This is a genomic window from Acinetobacter portensis, assembly GCF_010646905.1.
In the GTDB taxonomy this organism is placed as follows: domain Bacteria; phylum Pseudomonadota; class Gammaproteobacteria; order Pseudomonadales; family Moraxellaceae; genus Acinetobacter; species Acinetobacter portensis.
Map to the genome: position 1 here is coordinate 1,999,364 of NZ_JAAARQ010000002.1, position 19,470 is coordinate 2,018,833.

The 19,470-nt window shown below is 38.1% G+C and carries 16 protein-coding genes, 2 tRNA genes, 1 other RNA gene and 1 pseudogene; 11 read left to right on the top strand and 9 right to left on the bottom strand.

The genetic code is table 11. From position 1 onward, the window contains the following. Window positions 1–89 precede the first annotated feature (89 nt). Complete coding sequence (locus tag GTK57_RS09505; protein WP_163123063.1) at window positions 90–1,106, bottom strand: outer membrane protein assembly factor BamD; 1,017 nt, start codon at window positions 1,104–1,106, stop codon at window positions 90–92. A 71-nt stretch (window positions 1,107–1,177) separates the two neighbouring features. Between GTK57_RS09505 and rluD the strand changes: the two genes are divergently transcribed. Genes rluD through GTK57_RS09520 form a run of 3 tightly spaced genes read left to right on the top strand, consistent with a single transcriptional unit; the run spans window position 1,178 to window position 3,601 of the window. Then, a complete protein-coding gene (gene rluD, locus GTK57_RS09510; RefSeq protein WP_163123071.1) occupies window positions 1,178–2,230 on the top strand; it encodes a 23S rRNA pseudouridine(1911/1915/1917) synthase RluD in 1,053 nt (350 codons plus the stop codon). A gap of 39 nt (window positions 2,231–2,269) precedes the next feature. Next, window positions 2,270–3,010, top strand: coding sequence for a peptidoglycan editing factor PgeF (pgeF, locus tag GTK57_RS09515; protein ID WP_163123074.1), 741 nt, complete (start codon window positions 2,270–2,272; stop codon window positions 3,008–3,010). A 39-nt stretch (window positions 3,011–3,049) separates the two neighbouring features. Then, the gene (locus tag GTK57_RS09520) at window positions 3,050–3,601 is read left to right on the top strand and encodes a flavodoxin family protein (protein ID WP_152875471.1); all 552 of its coding nucleotides are present in this window, start codon (window positions 3,050–3,052) and stop codon (window positions 3,599–3,601) included. Window positions 3,602–3,663: 62 nt separating this feature from the next. Here GTK57_RS09520 and smpB read toward each other — a convergent pair whose 3' ends face one another. Further along, on the bottom strand, window positions 3,664–4,137 hold the full coding sequence (smpB, locus tag GTK57_RS09525; protein WP_152875473.1) for an SsrA-binding protein SmpB: 474 nt from the start codon (window positions 4,135–4,137) through the stop codon (window positions 3,664–3,666). A gap of 188 nt (window positions 4,138–4,325) precedes the next feature. Between smpB and coaD the strand changes: the two genes are divergently transcribed. The 4 genes from coaD to GTK57_RS09545 all read left to right on the top strand — a co-directional run bounded on the left by coaD (window position 4,326) and on the right by GTK57_RS09545 (window position 5,635). Next, complete coding sequence (gene coaD, locus GTK57_RS09530; RefSeq protein WP_152875475.1) at window positions 4,326–4,817, top strand: pantetheine-phosphate adenylyltransferase; 492 nt, start codon at window positions 4,326–4,328, stop codon at window positions 4,815–4,817. 1 nt (window position 4,818) lies between these two features. Further along, on the top strand, window positions 4,819–5,082 hold the full coding sequence (locus tag GTK57_RS09535; protein ID WP_163123077.1) for a YfhL family 4Fe-4S dicluster ferredoxin: 264 nt from the start codon (window positions 4,819–4,821) through the stop codon (window positions 5,080–5,082). 26 nt (window positions 5,083–5,108) lie between these two features. Beyond that, window positions 5,109–5,486, top strand: an RNA gene (rnpB, locus tag GTK57_RS09540) — RNase P RNA component class A. Window positions 5,487–5,558: 72 nt separating this feature from the next. After that, window positions 5,559–5,635, top strand: a tRNA-Met gene (locus GTK57_RS09545). Between the two features lie 64 nt (window positions 5,636–5,699). Here GTK57_RS09545 and GTK57_RS09550 read toward each other — a convergent pair. After that, a complete protein-coding gene (locus GTK57_RS09550; protein WP_163123081.1) occupies window positions 5,700–6,116 on the bottom strand; it encodes a hypothetical protein in 417 nt (138 codons plus the stop codon). A gap of 178 nt (window positions 6,117–6,294) precedes the next feature. Here GTK57_RS09550 and GTK57_RS09555 point away from each other — a divergent pair. Next, window positions 6,295–6,371, top strand: a tRNA-Met gene (locus tag GTK57_RS09555). 126 nt (window positions 6,372–6,497) lie between these two features. Here GTK57_RS09555 and GTK57_RS09560 read toward each other — a convergent pair. The 6 genes and pseudogenes from GTK57_RS09560 to gltA all read right to left on the bottom strand — a co-directional run bounded on the left by GTK57_RS09560 (window position 6,498) and on the right by gltA (window position 15,775). Further along, on the bottom strand, window positions 6,498–8,123 hold the full coding sequence (locus GTK57_RS09560) for an NAD+ synthase (protein ID WP_163123084.1): 1,626 nt from the start codon (window positions 8,121–8,123) through the stop codon (window positions 6,498–6,500). A gap of 330 nt (window positions 8,124–8,453) precedes the next feature. After that, the gene (locus GTK57_RS09565; RefSeq protein WP_163123087.1) at window positions 8,454–8,954 is read right to left on the bottom strand and encodes a hypothetical protein; all 501 of its coding nucleotides are present in this window, start codon (window positions 8,952–8,954) and stop codon (window positions 8,454–8,456) included. Between the two features lie 167 nt (window positions 8,955–9,121). Further along, window positions 9,122–10,663: a peptide MFS transporter gene (locus GTK57_RS09570; RefSeq protein WP_163123090.1), complete on the bottom strand. Its 1,542-nt coding sequence runs from the start codon at window positions 10,661–10,663 to the stop codon at window positions 9,122–9,124. Window positions 10,664–10,913: 250 nt separating this feature from the next. Continuing rightward, window positions 10,914–12,707 (bottom strand): aminopeptidase P family protein, encoded by a 1,794-nt coding sequence (locus tag GTK57_RS09575; RefSeq protein ID WP_163123093.1) that lies wholly within the window; start codon window positions 12,705–12,707, stop codon window positions 10,914–10,916. After that, window positions 12,707–14,252, bottom strand: a pseudogene (locus tag GTK57_RS09580) (peptide MFS transporter). Before GTK57_RS09580 ends, GTK57_RS09575 begins: the two are co-directional and overlap by 1 nt. Before the next feature lie 248 nt (window positions 14,253–14,500). After that, entirely contained in the window at window positions 14,501–15,775 is a 1,275-nt protein-coding gene (gene gltA, locus GTK57_RS09585) for a citrate synthase (RefSeq protein WP_152875584.1), read from the bottom strand. A 1,010-nt stretch (window positions 15,776–16,785) separates the two neighbouring features. Between gltA and sdhC the strand changes: the two genes are divergently transcribed. Genes sdhC through GTK57_RS09600 form a run of 3 tightly spaced genes read left to right on the top strand, consistent with a single transcriptional unit; the run spans window position 16,786 to window position 19,460 of the window. Beyond that, window positions 16,786–17,184 carry a succinate dehydrogenase, cytochrome b556 subunit gene (sdhC, locus tag GTK57_RS09590; RefSeq protein WP_152875582.1) on the top strand — a complete coding sequence of 133 codons (399 nt, stop codon included), beginning with the start codon at window positions 16,786–16,788 and terminating at the stop codon, window positions 17,182–17,184. Then, complete coding sequence (gene sdhD, locus GTK57_RS09595) at window positions 17,184–17,549, top strand: succinate dehydrogenase, hydrophobic membrane anchor protein (RefSeq protein ID WP_152875589.1); 366 nt, start codon at window positions 17,184–17,186, stop codon at window positions 17,547–17,549. The genes sdhC and sdhD overlap by 1 nt, the downstream gene beginning before the upstream one ends. Before the next feature lie 12 nt (window positions 17,550–17,561). Further along, complete coding sequence (locus GTK57_RS09600; protein ID WP_152875580.1) at window positions 17,562–19,460, top strand: FAD-binding protein; 1,899 nt, start codon at window positions 17,562–17,564, stop codon at window positions 19,458–19,460. Window positions 19,461–19,470: the final 10 nt, after the last annotated feature.

Genomic DNA, 19,470 nt, shown 5'->3' on the forward strand with positions numbered 1-19,470 from the left:
TTAATCATGCTTAAAGTTTTAAAACATGCAAAAGCAAAAGGGCAAGTATGATAACTTGCCCTTGCTGAAATTGCGATGCTTATTGGTGCTTATTTACGTTGACCGTCATATAAGCTTTCACCTGCAGGTGTATAACCTTCAGGTGTTTTACGTGTATCAGGGCGACCCAATAAACCGAAACTTGCACGGTTTAACAAACTCGGTTTGTTTTCATCTTGAGGTGCTTGCACTTCAGTTTCTGTTGAAGTTGTTGCTTCACGACCAAATAAACCTAAAGTTGCACGGTTTAATAAGCTACCTTGATTACGTGCAGCACGCATATTGACTGTGCCATCAGCTTTTACAAGTTTAGGTGAGTTGATCTTTAGAACATCTGCATATTGTTTAGCAAGCTGTTGATCACCAAGTTGTGCATAACCATTAGACATCATGGCTAAAGCTTCAGGAACTTGAGGTGCATTTGGATAATGTTCTACAACCCACTGTGCGCGTTCAATAGATGCAACCCAAGCTTTACGTTTTTCATTAAAGCGAGCAGCATTCATTTCAGATTCTGCTAGTTCATTACTAATGAACTTCATACGCTGCGCTGCATCTACAGCGTAAGTGCTAGAAGGATAGCGACGAATGAAATCTACAAAGTTTTGATAAGCCACTTTTAAATAACTTACATCACGATGAGATTGTTTAAGCGAAGTAAAACGAATAAGACCATCGTAATTTTGCTCCATATTCGCCACACCACGAACATAGTAAGCATAGTCAACATTAGGATGTTGAGGATTCATACGGATAAAACGATCGGCGAGTGCAAGCGCACCTTCATAATCTTTTTGCTGAAATTTTGCATATAAAAGCTCAAGTTGAGCTTGTTGAGCATATTCACCTGTTGGGTAATAAGTTTCGATCGCTTCTAAATGTTTTAAAGCATCTGAATATTGACCACGTTCAAGTGCTTTTTCTGCTTTTTGAATATAAATTTGTTCGCTAGACTGCGGACCTGTATCGACCACTTCTTTTTTTGGATTACTGCTACAACCCACGATTGACGTAGTAATACCAATCGCTAAAGCAAGCATTGTAATTTTATAATGTGGTAGCGACATAAAAATTCCTCTGTTATTCCGGGCAATGAGCTACAATTGCACAATTAAACCACTTTTTTCTGAATGATCAAATGAGCCAAGCACAATCTTCCAACTCGAATACCCCTGAAACTGATTTCCATATATTTGATGATTCTGTGGAAGCAGATAACCATACTTCGGACTTAACTGCAACACGTTTATCGTTGCAATTTCAACTGGATGAAAGCTATTTGGGGCAACGTATCGACCAAGTTGCAGCCTTGATTTGGAACGATTATTCCAGAGAAAGACTTAAACAATGGCTGAAAGATGGTCATTTATTGGTTAATGGTAACAGTGTTAAGCCAAAGTACAAGTGCGAAGGTGATGAGCTTTTAACATTAAATGTAGAGCTTGAAGCACAGACAAGAAGCCTGCCAGAAGATATTCCATTGAATATTGTTTATGAAGATGACGATATTTTGGTTATTAATAAACCAGTTGGAATGGTTGTTCATCCTGGTGCGGGTAATTCAACAGGTACTTTGGTGAATGCATTACTTCATTATTATCCAAAATCTTCTGAACTTGCACGTGCAGGTTTAGTCCATCGTATCGATAAAGACACAAGCGGCTTGTTGGTTATTGCAAAAAACCTTGAAGCACAATTCTCTTTAACCAAGCAATTGGCGAAAAAATCGGTATATCGAATTTATGACGTTATTGTTTATGGCAATATCATCGCTGGCGGTACAATTGACGAACCAATCAAACGTCACCCTGTAGACCGTGTAAAAATGACGGTATTACCTGGTGGTAAAGATGCTGTTACACATTACAACGTAAAAGAGCGTTTCCAGCATTTTACGCGTGTACAAGCCCGTTTAGAAACAGGTCGTACGCACCAAATTCGTGTGCATTTTAGCTATATTGGCTACGGTCTAATAGGTGATCAGGTTTATATGCCGCGTGTGCGTTTACCAGCAGGTTCATCTGAGCTTTTGGCTGATACTTTGCGTGGCTTTAAACGCCAAGCATTGCATGCTGCTAAATTAGGCTTGGTACATCCTAAAACAGGTGAAGACATGATGTTTGATGCGCCATGGCCTGAAGATTTCACACAGTTGGTTGAAGTGCTTCGTACTGAAAACAAAGCGTATTAATCATTTATATTTTGTTGACGATTTTATAAGGATATTGACATGCAATTTGTTCAAGGCTTACCGCAAGGTGTTTTTGTGGGGCAGACAAGAGTGCATCATGAAAAAACATTAAGCGCTGAACAGCCTGAATTGGCAGGTTTTAATGTTGCATTGCATGTCAATGACCAAGCTCATCGTGTTCAGCAACATCGTATGACGTTGCTTGAAGACTTTGCTGAATTTGGTGTCAATAAAATGACTTGGATGACGCAAACCCATAGCACTATTTGTCATACGGTCAATGATCAAATGACTTTTGATGCTTTGGTGGGGGATGGATTGGTCACACAATCTAAATCTCATGTACTTATGATGATGACAGCAGATTGTTTACCTGTAGTTTTGGGTAATGCTGAAGGTTCTGAAGTTGCAAATTTACATGCAGGTTGGCGTGGTTTAGCAAATGGTATTATTGAAAATACCATTGCGACTATGCAAACCAAACCCACTTGGGCTTGGTTGGGGGCTGCCATTAGCCAACCTTGTTTTGAAATTGGTGCGGAAGTAAAAGAGGCTTTTTGTACGAAGTATCCAGTTTTAGAAAGTGCATTTATTGCAGGAAAAGTCGATGGAAAATTCCATGCAGACTTATATGCGATAGCGCGTTATATTTTAAATCAGCATGGAATCGACACCGTACTGGGTGGTGATCAATGTTCTTATACGCAAGTAGAGGAATATTTTTCATATCGCCGTGAAGCGAAAACAGGGCGTATGACAACATTCGTCTTTATCCAATGAAAATGCTAAACTTTCTTCAAATTTTTTGCTTTGATCGATATGTCCGTATCTTCTAAATCTCTCGCTATTGTTTATCACAGTCCTTATGGACACACAGCTAAAGTTGCTCGTCATATTGAACAAGGTGCGCAGCAAGCAGGTGTTCAAGTTTCATTAATGAATGTGGAACAAATTGATTGGGATGTGCTTGATACAGCAGATGCCATAATTTTTGGTTGTCCGACCTACATGGGTAGTATTAGTGCTGCAATGAAAGTATTCATGGAACAATCATCGAAGCGTTGGTTAGCACGTACTTGGCAAGGAAAACTTGCCGCAGCGTTTACCAATGGTGGTGGTTTAAGTGGCGATAAATTGGCTGTGTTGCAGCAAATCAATTTATTTGCGATGCAACATGGCATGCTTTGGTCAGGTTTGCCTTTAATGGCAACAGGGCGCAGTGTGGAAGATGTAAATCGTATGTCGAGCTTTTTAGGTTTGATGACGCAATCTGATAATGCATCTGTAGATATCACACCACCAAAAGGCGATTTAGACACCGCAATTTGGTTTGGAAAACATATAGCTTCACAAACTTTGCGTTTAAATTAAAACTTTTCTGAAAATCGGTCAAAATAAAAAAACCTCCTAAGTGGAGGTTTTTTTATGAATCTTTATTTGTGGAAGATACGTGCTTTATCACGTTGCCAATCGCGGTCTTTTTCAGTGGCGCGTTTGTCATGAAGTTGTTTACCTTTTACAAGTGCAATTTCAAGTTTGGCATTTGGACCTTTCCAATAACACGCTAGAGGTACACACGAATAACCTTTTTGGTTAATCGCACCCATGAGCTTTTCAATTTCACGACGGTTCAGCAATAGTTTGCGTGTACGCGTTGCTTCAGGTACCACGTGAGTTGAAGCACTAAGCAGAGGTTGTACTTGTGCACCAAACAAGAAAGCCTCACCATTTTTAAAGGTGATATAGCTTTCTACAATAGTCATGCGACCTGCGCGCATAGACTTAACTTCCCAGCCTTGTAATGAAAGACCTGCTTCAAATTTTTCTTCAATAAAATAATCGTGGCGGGCGCGTTTGTTTAACGCAATTGTTCCACTCGAATTTTTTTTAACTTCTACCTTCGCCATAATCAATTACTTCCAAACTTATGTCTATTGTGCCTCAAACAGAGGCTTAAAGACAATTGAAAAATGTAAAGGTACTCAAGGAATTTAAAGTGTTTATTTAAGATATTTCATAAAAATAACAGGTTTATTCACCTAAAAAATTACTTTTTGATAAAATAGCCATCTGTCATTGAAACAGAGCAAAATGGATGTCTAAAACTCGCGTAATTTATCCAGGGACTTTTGATCCAATTACCAATGGTCATATCGACTTAGTTTCTCGAGCAGCTAAAATGTTTGATGAAGTGGTTGTGGCAATTGCAATTGGTCATCATAAAAACCCAGTATTTACTCTGGAAGAACGTGTAGCATTGGCGCGTGAGTCTTTAAAGCATTTGCCAAATGTTGAATTTATTGGTTTTGATGGTTTGCTCGTGAATTTTTTCCGTGAGCAAAAAGCAACGGCTGTATTGCGTGGTTTGCGCGCTGTTTCTGACTTTGAATATGAATTTCAGTTGGCAAATATGAATCGACGTTTAGATTCTCAATTTGAAGCCGTTTTTTTAACACCATCTGAACAATATTCATTTATTTCATCGACATTAGTGCGTGAGATTGCTCGCTTAAAAGGTGATGTAACGCAGTTTGTGCCACATGCTGTGGTAGAAGCTTTCGAACGCAAGCATAAACAAGGTTGGTAGTGTGTCTTTATATATAACGGATGAATGCATCAATTGTGACGTATGTGAGCCTGTGTGCCCAAATGATGCCATATTTATGGGGGAGATCATTTATGAAATCCACCCAGATTTATGTACTGAATGCGTAGGTCATCATGATAAACCACAATGTCAGTTATTCTGTCCGGTCGATTGTATTCCGCTTGATCCGAATCATGCTGAAACACGTGAAGAACTTCAAGCGAAGTATGAAAAACTAACTGATCAAAAAACATCAAGCAATTAGTTCGTATATTTGTTAATATGCGCCTCGAAGTGAGCCAGACGATCGCTGCTGTGGAAATCTCCGTGATTGAAGCAGGGGAGGAAAGTCCGGGCTTCATAGGGCAAGGTGCCAGGTAACGCCTGGGCGGTGTAAACCGACGGCAAGTGCAGCAGAGAGAAGACCGCCTTCATTATGTTTCTAAGCAATTAGAATCGAAGGTAAGGGTGAAAGGGTGCGGTAAGAGCGCACCGCATGGCTGGTAACAGTTCATGGCGAGGTAAACCCCACCGGAAGCAAGACCAAATAGGAATCCATTAGGCATGGCCCATGCTGGATTCGGGTAGGTCGCTTGAGCGCATGAGTGATTGTGCGCCTAGAGGAATGATCGTTCACGACAGAACCCGGCTTATCGGCTCACTTCACTAAATTTTGTACAAATAGCACGGTTAGTGCTTGACGCGCATGTCATATAAGCAGATAATGCGCGCACAGTTTAAGGCTATGTAGCTCAGTTGGTTAGAGCACCGCACTCATAATGCGGGGGTCACAAGTTCAAGTCTCGTCATAGCCACCATTTTTATAGACCACGTTCCAAAACGTGGTCTTTTTTTTATCTAAATTTTGTGTTTTTAATAAATCTAAAATTTATTGGTGCAATCTATTTGGGTTGTATCTAAGTTTATATTGCTTTGTAAGGCTTGGTTGTACTTTAATTTGTCTTGCTGTTCTGGCAATGCGAAGATTTTTGAATCGACCCAATTTAATTTTTTAGTAGATACTTTTTGCTGTGAGCAATAAGTGCCTATAGCTCTTTCTTTTGCTAAAAGTTGTTGTTGATCGTTACTTTGATATTGTGAACTGAGAATTTTTTGCTGTTCTTTGGCATAAGCAACGAGCACTTGTCTGCTCGAAATAGTTAGCAAACTATTTTGATTAATTGCAGTGGCAACATCACGTCTAACGCCATTGTAGTTCACGACCAAAGGAGAAATGATTGAACATGCTGTTAAGCTTAGAATAGCAATACTGATACTCGATATTTGGTAAAGCTTCATATTTTAAGAATAATTTTGAATCACATATTTAGTACCATAATCTCGTTTTTTAGCCAATGAAAGTTAAATTAAATTAAAAATGAATAAAAAAGTATTATTTCGTATAAAGTCTGAACATTTAGTGTTTTAAGTGCTTGACGATGGTTGTTGAAATCTAGATAATGCGTCCACAGTTTAAGGCTATGTAGCTCAGTTGGTTAGAGCACCGCACTCATAATGCGGGGGTCACAAGTTCAAGTCTCGTCATAGCCACCATTTTTATAGACCACGTTCCAAAACGTGGTCTTTTTTTATCTTTAAAATTTAGAATAAGCATTAAGTTAAAAATATTTTTAATAAAAAAGCCCAAACATCTGTTTGGGCTTTTTTAATTAGGGAAAATTAGATTCCTGCTTTCCAACCATTTACGATTGGATAACGACGTTCACGTGAAAATGCACGAGATGTAATGCGTGGACCAATTGCACCTTGACGACGCTTGTATTCATTACGGTCTACAAGTTTAATGACTTTTTCTACAATTGCTTTATCAAAGCCTTTTGCAATAATGTCATCTTGGCTCATGTCTTCTTCAATATAAGCATAAAGAATGGCATCTAATACATCATAAGCAGGTAAAGAGTCTTGATCTTTTTGATCTGGACGCAATTCAGCAGAAGGTGGACGGCTAATCACACGTTCAGGAATAACTGGTGTTTCTGAAATGCTGTTACGGTATTTAGCAAGTTCAAAGACAATCGTTTTGTACACATCTTTAAGAACGGCAAAACCACCAACCATGTCACCGTACAATGTGCAATATCCAACAGCAAGCTCTGACTTGTTACCTGTCGATAAAACAAGGTTGCCAAATTTGTTTGATAAGCCCATCAATAATGTGCCGCGAGCACGTGCTTGTAGATTCTCTTCTGTTGCATCTGCAGGGCTATTGCCAAAGAATGGGAAAAGCGTTTGCATGAAGCTATTTACGATTGGGTTGATTTCGGCAATACCAAATGTAATACCCATGTTTTTCGCTTGTTCTGCGGCATCTTCAACACTGATTTGTGCTGTGTAAGTATAAGGCATCATCACAGCTTGTACTTTGTCTGCACCAATTGCATCTACAGCAATCGCAAGTGTTAAAGCAGAGTCGATACCACCAGATAAACCTAAAATAATACCAGGGAAACCTGAACGTGTTACGTAATCACGCGTTGCCAATACAAGGCTTTGGTAAATTTCAGCCATTGTATCTAATGCAGGTGTGATTTGACCTTGTTTAAATGCTTTATTTTCAGCTTCGTATTCAGCAATAAGAAGTTCTTCTTTGAATGTTGCTGCTTGAAGTGCAACAACACCGCTATTGTTCACGACAAAGCTTGTACCATCAAAGATTAAGTCATCTTGACCGCCAACTTGGTTGGTATAAACCAAATTGATGTTAAGTTGCTTAGCAAGTTCAGACATTGTTGCTACGCGATGTTGTGGTTTACCCACTTCATATGGCGATGCATTTAGTACCAAAGCTGTTTCAACATTGAGTTGAGCAAGTTGTTGAACTGTTGGAAGTGACCAAACATCTTCACAAATTAATACGCCAAACTTATGACCTAAATATTCAAATACAAGGTGTTGATGTCCTTCGCTAAAATAACGTTTTTCATCAAAAACACCATAATTTGGTAGGTTTTGTTTGTTGTAAATTCCTAGAATTTGTCCATCTTTCATTACGGCAGCAGCGTTATATCGTTGACCATCTTCAGTTTGATTTACAAAGCCGAAAACCATCACAATATCTTTTACTTTGCTTAATGCTTTAAATGCATTTTCACTACGTTTTGTTAGACTAGGGCGTAGTATGAGATCTTCAGCTGGGTAGCCAATAGTAGAAAGTTCTGGAAAAACGATTAATTCAGCATTTTGTTTTTTCGCTTCATTTACTTGTTCAATCATTTTCTGAACATTAGCGTCAATGTTGCCAATTTCCGGAGAGAACTGAGCTAAGGCAATTTTAAAAGATTTCATTTAAATTTAATCCTATTCCTATAGGGGAAACACATTTAACCAATTGATACTTTTTATATTTTGTTTCGGTTTGATGTGTTTGATGCTAAAAAAACTGCCACAAGGCAAAAACCATAATTGTTTCACTGAAAAGTATTAAATTTAGCAGTGTGAAAACAGCGCTCTATCATTTTATATTAAATTGGCTGAGATACTAGGCTTTAATGATGTTTATTCATCTATAAGTTGTTTATTTTTTGCTAATTTTTATATGAATCCTTCAACCGTATTTTATTCTATTTTATAAGTTCATCATGAATGCTTTAGAAGCTTGCTTGTTTGAGAAGAAAACTATGATGGATTTAGAATAATATTGTCTATTCGTTTGAGGAAAATATCACGAGCAATATCGCCTTGTTGTTCAATATTATAGTCCCAAAAAGATTTGCCTTGAATAAATTGATATTTATATGGATTGTATTGTTTAAAGCTGAGGAAGAAAGTAGTTTGTAAAATGGCACCTTTTAAAACGACATTAATATTTTTTTGATATTGCAGAATGTGCGTCATTTCGTGAATAAAAACGGCTTGATAGCTTAAGTTTTCTTTTGAATAATCATTGGAATATGTTGCATCACGGGTTTGAATATAACCGCTAGGTGCCATTAAGACATGTGCGGATTGCCAAGGAAGATAAGGCTGATTGGTAATTTTAACTTGTTCGTAATCGATTAAATCACCAAAAACTGTTTTGCAAAGCGCAATTTCCCCAATAGTTAAAATACGATATTTAAATTGCTCTAATTTAAATATACGAATGAGTAAGGGGATAAGTTTTATAGGAAAATTCATGGGACTACATATATACAGAGAACTTTTAACTATAAGAGCTTCAAAAAAAACATCAAGTCATACCAGTTAAAATTAGATATAAAAAAGACCAAGCATAATAGCTTGGTCTTTTTTACTTTTTGGTCTTTACTTTTTAGATATCAATTTAAAAATTATGCTTTTCATCTTTATATTTCAGTTGTTTTTGGTGTGTCATCACAATCTGAAATAAGTTTAAGGATTGGTTTTTTTAGTAAAAATAGAACAACTGCGGCAATTATGAGGGCAATCACACAGCGCATAAATAGGGTAGGTAAATCATGAAGTGAGTCTTGAGATACGTGACCACCAATTAAACCCGCCATTAAATTACCTAGTGCAGAAGCCGTAAACCATAAACCCATGACTTGTCCGCGAATAACGGTAGGTGCTAATTTGGTCATGGTTGAAAGGCCAACAGGGCTGAGGCATAGCTCGCCAAGCGTAAGTAATAAAAGTGTTGATACAAGCCATAATGGTGAAACTAAAGCGCCGCCACTAGAAATTACAGATTGGGTTGCAAATACCATGACAGCAAAGCCTGCTGCAGCTAAAACCAAGGCAATAATGAATTTTGAAATATAGCTAGGATCTTTATTTGACTTGCCTAGTTTTACCCAAAGCCATGCTGCAATTGGTGCGAAAATGATAATAAATAAGGCGTTAATAGATTGAAACCAAACTGTTGGAATTTCAAAACCAAAAACATAGCGGTAAGTAAAATCTTGAGCAAATAAATTAAAAGACGTCGGTTTTTGTTCAAAAGCAGACCAGAACAAAGCAGCAACAATGAGCAGAATAAAGCAGATGATGAGTTGTTTTTTCTCTTTGGCATTTGTTTTAGAAAAAAGGAGTAAATAAGCAAAGTACAGAACAATAGCCAAACAAATAAAAATGGTTAAATATGTAACAAGTAAAACTGGATTGATCGTGATAGTACCAACGGTTACAAGTGCAATAATGACAGCGCATATTGCCAAAAATCCCAACACAATTTTAGGTGCTTTAGAATTGTAATGGGTTGCTTTATTCCATGTGTTTTCAATGCCACGCATTTCATTAAACTTCATGAGTTGTGGAACAGAAATAAAACGGAAAATAAGTAAGGCAATCAACATTCCAATGCCGCCAACACCAAAACCTAAGTGCCATCCATTATCTTTAATGAGTAAGCCTGTTAAAAGAGGAGCTACAAAAGAACCTAAATTAATTCCCATATAAAAAATGGAAAAGCCTGCATCACGTCTTGAGTCTTGAGCTGAATAGAGTGTACCTACAATCACGGAAATACAGGTTTTGAATAAGCCTGAGCCTAAAACAATAAGTACAAGTCCAAAATAGAAAAAGAAATGCCCAAAAAATGCAGTTAAAGCAATTGAAAGATGACCGAGAGCAATAATAATAGAACCGTACCAAATGGAACGTGCTTGTCCAAGCCAGTTATCTGCAACCCAACCACCAAATACGGTCATTAGGTACATAGAACCTGAAAATAAGCCCACAATTGCAGCTGCGGTAGGTCGGTCTAAACCTAAGCCTCCATTGATGACCATGGCAGACATGTAAAGAATAAGTAATGGGCGAATGCCATAATAAGAAAAACGTTCCCATAATTCGGTAAAAAACAAACCGCTTAAAGGTTTAGGGTGTCCATAAAATGCTTGGTCGGCTTTATTCAAATCATTTTGCATAAAAATTCCATTTTTAATTATTGAATTAAGTTTTAATATTGAATATATGGGCTTTTTTATGTACAGAATGATGCTGAATGGTAATGAATTGATGTTTATTTGATTTAAATTATTATTTTTATGTTTTATTTAAGTGGATTTATTTGACTTTAAAGTAAGTGCCATAAAAGCATAAATTGTGTTTTAGTGAAAAAAACCACCCGAAGGGTGGTTTCTAGTTTCAGATATGCGTGTTTTAAATATACGTGTTTTAAATATTACGGGTGTTGTAGATTAGCCAATCTAGAACTTCATCTGAAAGTGACGGTGAAAGCTTTTCACGAACAGTACTGTGGTATTGATTTAACCAAGCCTTTTCTTCGGTTGTTAAAAGACTTTGATCAATACAATCAATATTAATTGGGCATAATGTTAAAGTTTCAAACTCTAGGAAATCGCCATAAATAGTGCCTGTATTTTCTTTTAAGCGGTTTGCCACTAAGTTTTCAATTCGAATACCGTGTTGACCTTCGTGATATAAACCTGGCTCATTGGAAATAATCATCCCTTCACGAAGTTTAGAGTAAGCATGAATAGGTGCGTAATACGATAAAACTTGTGGACCTTCGTGTACATTTAATGCAAAACCAACGCCATGACCTGTGCCATGTCTATAATCTAGTTGATGTTGCCACAAGTGTTGACGTGCAATTGAATCGAGTAATGGTGCAGCTAAACCTTCAGGGTAAACCACTTGCGCCAAAGCAATGTGGCATTTTAAAACAAGTGTGTAATCACGTTTTTGCTCAGCCGATGGTGTGCCCACAGGAACCACACGGGTAATATCTGTTGTGCCATCTAGATATTGACCGCCTGAGTCAATTAGTAATAAGCCATCACCTTGAATATCGCTATAGTTTTCAGGGGTAGCGCGATAATGCGGAAGTGCACCATTGGCATTAAAGCCTGCAATGGTTGAGAAACTTAAACCAATGAAACCTTCTTGCTCTGCACGATAAGCTGTAATTTTCTCGTCGATAGTGAGTTCATTAATTGTTTCATTTTGCTTTAATGCAGTTTCTAACCAGTGAAAGAAATGACAGAGCGCAACACCATCTTTTTGCATAGCATTACGAATATGTGCAATTTCGCTTTCGTGTTTTTGTGACTTGAATAGAGTGCTTGGATTAATATCGTGATGAATCTTAATGTGAGAAGCTAAAGTATTTTGGTGGTAGTAAGACACTTTTGCAGGATCAATTAAGATACTAGAAACCTGTAGTTCATTTAAGAATGAATGGCTTTGCGTATAATCTAAGATAGAAATGTTTTCACTTGTAAAACGTGTGCGTAAAGCATCATTAAACTTATTGATATCGCAGAATAAAATTGCTTGTTGATTATCGATATAAAGATGAGACAAGAACACAGGATTGTATTCAACATCAGCACCACGGCAATTTAAAATCCACGCGATATCATCTACAGCAGAAATGAAATGTCCTTCAATGTTTTTTGATGATAAATTTGCACGAATTTTTGCAATTTTTTCTGCACGAGATAATGCATTAATACCATCTTGCATTTCATAAATAGGTTGTTGCGGCAAAGCAGGGCGGTCTTGCCAAACTTCTGTAATTAAATCGACATCTTCAATAATCTCAAAATTCTTTTCTTTTGCAATTTGATTTAAAATTTCAAATTGCTGAACTGAAACTGTTTGCGTATTTACAGAAATCTTTGCGTTCAATTTTAGATTTTGACTTAACCAAGCCCAATGTGTTGAGCTTTCATCACTTGTGAGTTTTTGGAGGCTAAAACCTGTGTTTTTAAGCTGCGTTTCTGCTTGAACCCAATAACGACCATCTACCCATAAACCTGCAATTTCTTGAGTAACAACGATTGTTCCAACCGAACCTGTAAAGCCTGTGAGCCATTGACGAATTTTCCAAAAATCAGGTAAATACTCTGACATATGGGGATCGGCACTTAGCGCAATGAAAGCGTCAATATGGTGTTGTTGCATGTGCTCACGTAAGCACTTAAGTTTCTCTGAAGCATTCATTATACAGTTTCCGTTGTTTTAACTTTATCATCACAATCTGAAATAAGTTTGAGGATTGGTTTTTTAAGGATAAGTAACACAATAGCACCAATCATCAATGCAACTACACAGCGTATGAATAGAGTGGGTAAATCTTGTAGTGAATCTGGAGATACATGACCACCAATTAATCCTGCCATTAAATTACCAAGTGCCGATGCTGTAAACCATAAGCCCATGACCTGACCACGAATAATACTTGGTGCTAATTTGGTCATTGTTGAAAGACCAACAGGGCTTAAGCAAAGCTCACCAATTGTGAGTAAGAAGAAGGTTGAAATAAGCCACCAAGGTGAAACTAAGGCACCACCACTAGAAATAACAGAATAACTTGCAAGTGCCATTAATCCAAAACCTATGGCTGCAAACACTAAGGCAATAATGAATTTTGAGATATAGCTTGGGTCTTTATTCGATTTGCCAAGTTTTACCCACAGCCAAGCCATAATAGGAGCAAATATAATCACAAATAATGGGTTGATAGACTGAAACCAAACGGCTGGAATTTCATATCCGAACACATATTTGTTTGTGAAATCTTGCGCGAATAGGTTGAAAGATGTTGGTGTTTGCTCAAATGCAGACCAGAATAAAGCGGCAATAATAAGTAAGATGAAACAAATAACGAGCTGTTTTTTCTCTTTTTTTGGTGGTTTTTGAAAAAATTAATAAGTAAGCAAAGTAACCAACAATGGTTATGCAAATAATAGCTGTTAAATAAGTTGCGAGTGCAACTGGGTTAATTGTAATAACACCTAGTGTTATTAATGCAATAAGGACTGCAAAAGCTGCTAAGAAACCAAATACAATTTTAGGTGCATGAGGGTTTAGATTGGTGGCTTGTTTCCAAGAGCTATCAATTTTTCTAATTTGATTAAATTCTGTAAGCTCTGGCACTGCAATCATGCGAAATAGAATAAGCGCAACCAGCATACCTAAACCGCCAATACCGAAACCTAAGTGCCAACCATGATCTTTGATTAAGAAACCTGTAATAAGTGGAGCGACAAAAGAGCCTAGGTTGATCCCCATGTAGAAAATGGAAAAACCTGCATCACGTCGTGAATCTTTGGCTTCATATAATGTGCCCACGATGACTGAGATACAGGTCTTGAATAAGCCCGATCCAAGAACAATGAGTACAAGTCCAAAATAGAAAAAGAAATTACTTGAAAAGGCTGTTAGCGCAATAGATAGATGCCCTAATGCCATAATAATTGAGCCGTACCAAACAGCACGCGCTTGACCTAACCAGTTGTCGGCAACCCAACCGCCAAATACGGTCATTAAGTACATAGAGCCTGCAAACAAACCAACAATGGCAGATGCTGTAGGTAAGGCTAACCCCAAACCACCTTGAGAAACCATTGCTGCCATATATAGAACTAATAATGGGCGAATACCATAAAAGGAAAATCGTTCCCAAAGTTCAGTAAAGAATAATCCTCTGAGTGGTTTTGGATGTCCGTAGAAAGCTTGATCGTATTTATTTAAATCCTGATGCATATAAAAAGTCCATTTATATTTACTGAATTCCATGGTGAATATTCAATATATGGGCTTTTGTATGCATCTATTGATGATGAATAGTAATAAAGTGATGTGTATTTAATACAAATTATTGTGTTTATGTGTCATTGAAATGAAATAATTTGACTTTGGAATAAATGGTATAACTAAAAAGAATGATTGAGTTTAGATCTAAAAAAACCACCCGAAAGGGTGGTTTTTTTTGTCGATCAACGCAGTTCGTATTAACGAACGATATCGCGTTGAACTTCGCCAGTGTAAAGCTGACGAGGACGACCGATCTTGTAAGGACCGCTGTGCATTTCTAACCAATGGCTGATCCAGCCAACAGTACGCGCAAGAGCGAAAATTACAGTAAACATTTCTGTTGGGATACCAATCGCTTTAAGGATGATACCTGAGTAGAAGTCTACGTTAGGGTATAAGTTGCGTTTGATGAAGTATTCGTCAGAAAGTGCGATACGTTCAAGTTCCATAGCTAAAGCTAATTGAGGGTCGTTGATACCAAGTGCACTTAACACTTCGTCGCAAGTTTCTTTCATTACTTTCGCACGTGGGTCGAAGTTTTTGTAAACTCGGTGACCGAAGCCCATAAGTTTAACTTCTTTAGTTTTCACTTTTTCCATGAAGCCAGCAACATTTTCTACAGAGCCGATTTCATCAAGCATCTTAAGAACAGCTTCGTTCGCGCCGCCGTGAGCAGGTCCCCAAAGTGCAGAGATACCAGCAGCAATACATGCATACGGGTTAGCGCCAGTAGAACCAGCTAAACGTACTGTAGATGTAGAAGCATTTTGTTCGTGGTCAGCATGAAGCGTGAAAATACGATCCATTGCTTTTGCAAGAATAGGATCAACTTTATAGTCACGATCTGCAGGAGTAGCAAACATCATGTACAAGAAGTTTTCAGCGTAGCTCAAGTCATTACGTGGGTAAACGAATGGTTGACCAACAGTGTACTTGTAGCTCCAAGCAGCTAAAGTAGGAATTTTAGCAATTAAACGGATCGCTGTGATTTCACGGTGATCAACGTTTTCAATGTCTAAATTGTTGTGATAGAACGCAGAAAGCGCACCAACTACACCAACCATAATAGCCATTGGGTGAGCATCACGACGGAAACCGTTATAGAAGCGGCTAACTTGATCGTGAACCATAGTGTGGTTACGAACTTTAGCGTCGAAATCTTCTTTTTGCTCTTTATTTGGAAGCTCGCCATTTAATAATAAGTAGCAAGTTTCAAGGTAATCAGCTTTAGTTGCTAATTGGTCGATCGGATAGCCGCGATGTAAAAGAACACCTTTGCCGCCATCGATGAACGTGATTTTAGACTCGCATGCAGCAGTAGCCATAAAACCAGGATCAAAAGTGAAGTGACCTGCGGCCAACACATCTTTAACGTCGATTACATCTGGGCCCAATGTACCACTGTAAATTGGTAATTCAATTTCTTTGCCATCAAGTTGTAAAACGGCTTTTTTGCCAGTTGCTTCAGACATTCAATAGATCTCCTGTCCTGGTGAATGTTGGTCTGATTCTAAAAGTTCATCTTTGAATGGACGAATCAGACAGATCAAATTTGCTATAAGATTAGTAGCTACTGAAAATTTGTCAATTATACTTAGGGCTAAAAAGTGACGTACAAAGACTTGTTTTGTCAAAAGCCTGTTCTATAAAAAACATAATAGAATCACAGTATCGGGACGATATAATATGTCAAATTGATACGAATTTGCAGAAAAAAATATGCATATTTATTTAATTGTAAGTAATTATAAGTATTGAAGTCATACTTAATATTGATTAAGTAAATGGCTAAATAGCGTAAAAGATTATAAATTTCGTAACTTACATTAAATTTTAGCGCAAAACCAATCGTTAGATCACTATAAAGAAAATGATATAAGCATCATGTTTTGATGTGCTGTTTGGTTAAAAAATAGTTGGTTGATTTATAATAAAATTTAAATTTGTTTGAAAAACAATCTAAAAATAGATGCATTGAGTAAATAATCAGGATAAAAGTGAATGTGATTTTATGTTTTATCTAATTAAGTCTTTATAAAATCTCAGGATATATTTGGAAAGTTTATCAAAGTGGTGATTGGTATTTAGTTTGGAAATGAAGGCTTGATTATATTTATCGCTTGTCTTATGGGAAAAACCAATACCTTTCTATTTACACCCGCCTTTAGTCGTAGGTCATAAGTCAAATTAACACCCCGATATTGTAGTGAAAAGTAGCATCTAAACCTTATAAATACAGTGAAACAGTAGGTTGGAGTGTTTTTTAATACTTTTATAGATAAAATTTATAGTGCTGCATTATCTGTTAATGATTCTTATTTAAAGAATTTTACTAAAATTGGGCTTGTGAGCCGTTTGTAATTTGAAACTTGACGTTTTATAATTCAGTGTCGTTTTGAATTTAGGCAAAAGCTTGCCTATCTATGCCAGCTTTCCTTCGAACTAATTCCAACAAACTCCGGATGGAGTTTTTACTTACAGGATGCCCGCTGTGAAAAGCAACAGACCTGTCAATTTGTCCATGGGTCAAGTTTTAGAAGTAAACTTAAAATCCCCTGTGGCTATTGCATCAATTTTACACCGTCTTTCAGGTGTCATCGTATTTTTACTCGTACCGGTACTTTTATGGATCCTAGACAAGTCATTGTCTTCTCCAGAAGGTTTTGCACAAGTTCAAGCCATCTTCGATAGCTTTATTGTGCGTTTCATCGTGTGGGTATTTGTAGCTGGCTTAATTTTCCACTTTATTGCTGGTGTTAAGCATTTACTTGCTGACCAAGGTATTGCAGAAGAACTGCAAAGTGGTCGTATTGCAGCTACTATTTCATTAATCTTGTCTGCAATCGGTATTGTTGCAGCATTTGTATGGATCGTACTCTAATGAAAAGTGCTACAGGTTTTACGGGTTCAGGTTCTCGTGATTGGTTTATCCAACGCGTAAGTGCTGTTGTATTGGCTGTTTATACCGTAGTGGTATTGGGTTGGATTCTGTGTAATGGTGGATTCAGCTTTGAACAGTGGTACGGTTTTATGATGACAACACCAATGAAGACATTATCTTTATTGGCAGTCTTATCTCTTGTTGCACATGCTTGGATCGGTATGTGGCAAGTATTCACAGATTATGTGACTACTCGTCAAATGGGTCCTTCAGCATCAGGTTTACGCCTTGTACTGACTTCAGCAGTGATTATTGCTGTACTAGCATACGCAATCTGGGCAATCCAGATTTTCTGGGCGAATTGATAGGAAGATATCATGGGCGCTATAACCCCTAAAGAAAACTACTCAAACATTCCACACGAAACTTTCGATGCAGTCATCGTTGGTGGTGGTGGTTCAGGTATGCGTGCGTCTTACCAACTTGCTCAAGCTGGTTTGAAAGTTGCTGTCCTTACTAAAGTATTCCCAACTCGTTCGCATACTGTTGCAGCGCAGGGTGGTATTGGTGCATCTCTTGGTAATATGCAAGAAGATAATTGGCACTACCATTTCTACGACACTGTTAAAGGTTCGGACTGGTTAGGTGACCAAGATGCAATCGAGTTTATGACTCGCGAAGCACCACAAGTTGTTTATGAATTAGAACACTTGGGTATGCCTTTTGACCGTAACGCAGATGGTACGATTTACCAACGTCCATTTGGTGGTCACTCTGCAAACTACGGTGAAAAAGCTGTGCCACGTGCATGTGCTGCTGCCGATCGTACAGGTCACGCACTTCTTCATACGCTTTATCAAAGCAACGTGAAGATGGGTACTCAATTCTTCGTAGAATGGATCGCACTTGATCTTATTCGTAACGAAGCAGGCGATGTACTTGGTGTAACTGCGATTGACCAAGAAACTGGTAAAATTGCTGTATTCCAAGCGAAAGCGACATTATTCGCTACTGGTGGTGCAGGTCGTGTTTATCGTGCATCTACAAACGCTTATATCAATACTGGTGACGGTCTTGGTATGGCTGCTCGTGCAGGTATTCCATTACAAGATATGGAATTCTGGCAGTTCCACCCAACGGGTGTTGCAGGCGCAGGCGTATTGTTGACGGAAGGTTGTCGTGGTGAAGGTGCAATCCTTCGTAACGATTCAGGCGAGCCATTCATGGAACGCTATGCACCAACTTTAAAAGACTTGGCACCACGTGATTTCGTATCACGCTCAATGGACCAAGAAATTAAAGAAGGTCGTGGTTGTGGTCCTAAGAAAGACTACATCCTACTTGATATGACGCACTTGGGTGCTGAAACGATCATGAAGCGTCTTCCATCAGTGTTTGAAATTGGTAAGAAGTTTGCGAACGTAGATATTACTCGTGAGCCAATTCCAGTTGTACCAACAATCCATTATCAAATGGGTGGTATTCCTACAAACATTCATGGTCAAGTTGTTGTACCAGAATCTCGCGAAACTGAAGCGCTTGTTGCTAACTACAATAAAGACACAGATGTTTATTCTACAAACCAAGATGGTCGTAACTTCACTAAACCAGTGAAAGGTTTCTACGCAATTGGTGAATGTTCATGTGTATCTGTACATGGTGCAAACCGTTTAGGTACGAACTCACTTCTTGATTTGGTTGTATTTGGTAAGGCGGCTGGTGAACACATCATCGATTACGTGACTAAACATCACGGTGATGAATATGCACCACTTCCAACAACTGTGCTTGAAAATACATTCAAACGTATTGCTCATCTTGATGAGTCAACTTCGGGTGAGAATGCACAAGAAGTTGCTGATGCAATCCGTGACATCGTTCAAGACCATGCTGGTGTATTCCGTACATCTGCGCTTCTTGAAGAGGGTGTTAAGCAGATTCTTGCAATTGAACCACGTGTACGTAACATTCATTTAAAAGACAAATCTAAAGTATTCAATACTGCACGTATTGAAGCACTTGAAGTTGAAAACTTATATGAAGTTGCTAAAGCGACTCTTATTTCAGCTGCTGCTCGTAAAGAGTGTCGTGGTGCGCATACGGTTGTAGATTTCGAATTACCACCAGATCACCCAACTTATTCTTACGGTCGTCGTGATGATGAGTGGATGAAGCACACATTATGGTTCTCATCAGATAACCATCTTGAGTACAAGCCAGTGCGTTACCGTCCATTGTCGGTTGATGCAATTCCACCTAAACCACGTACATTCTAATTGGGAGAAG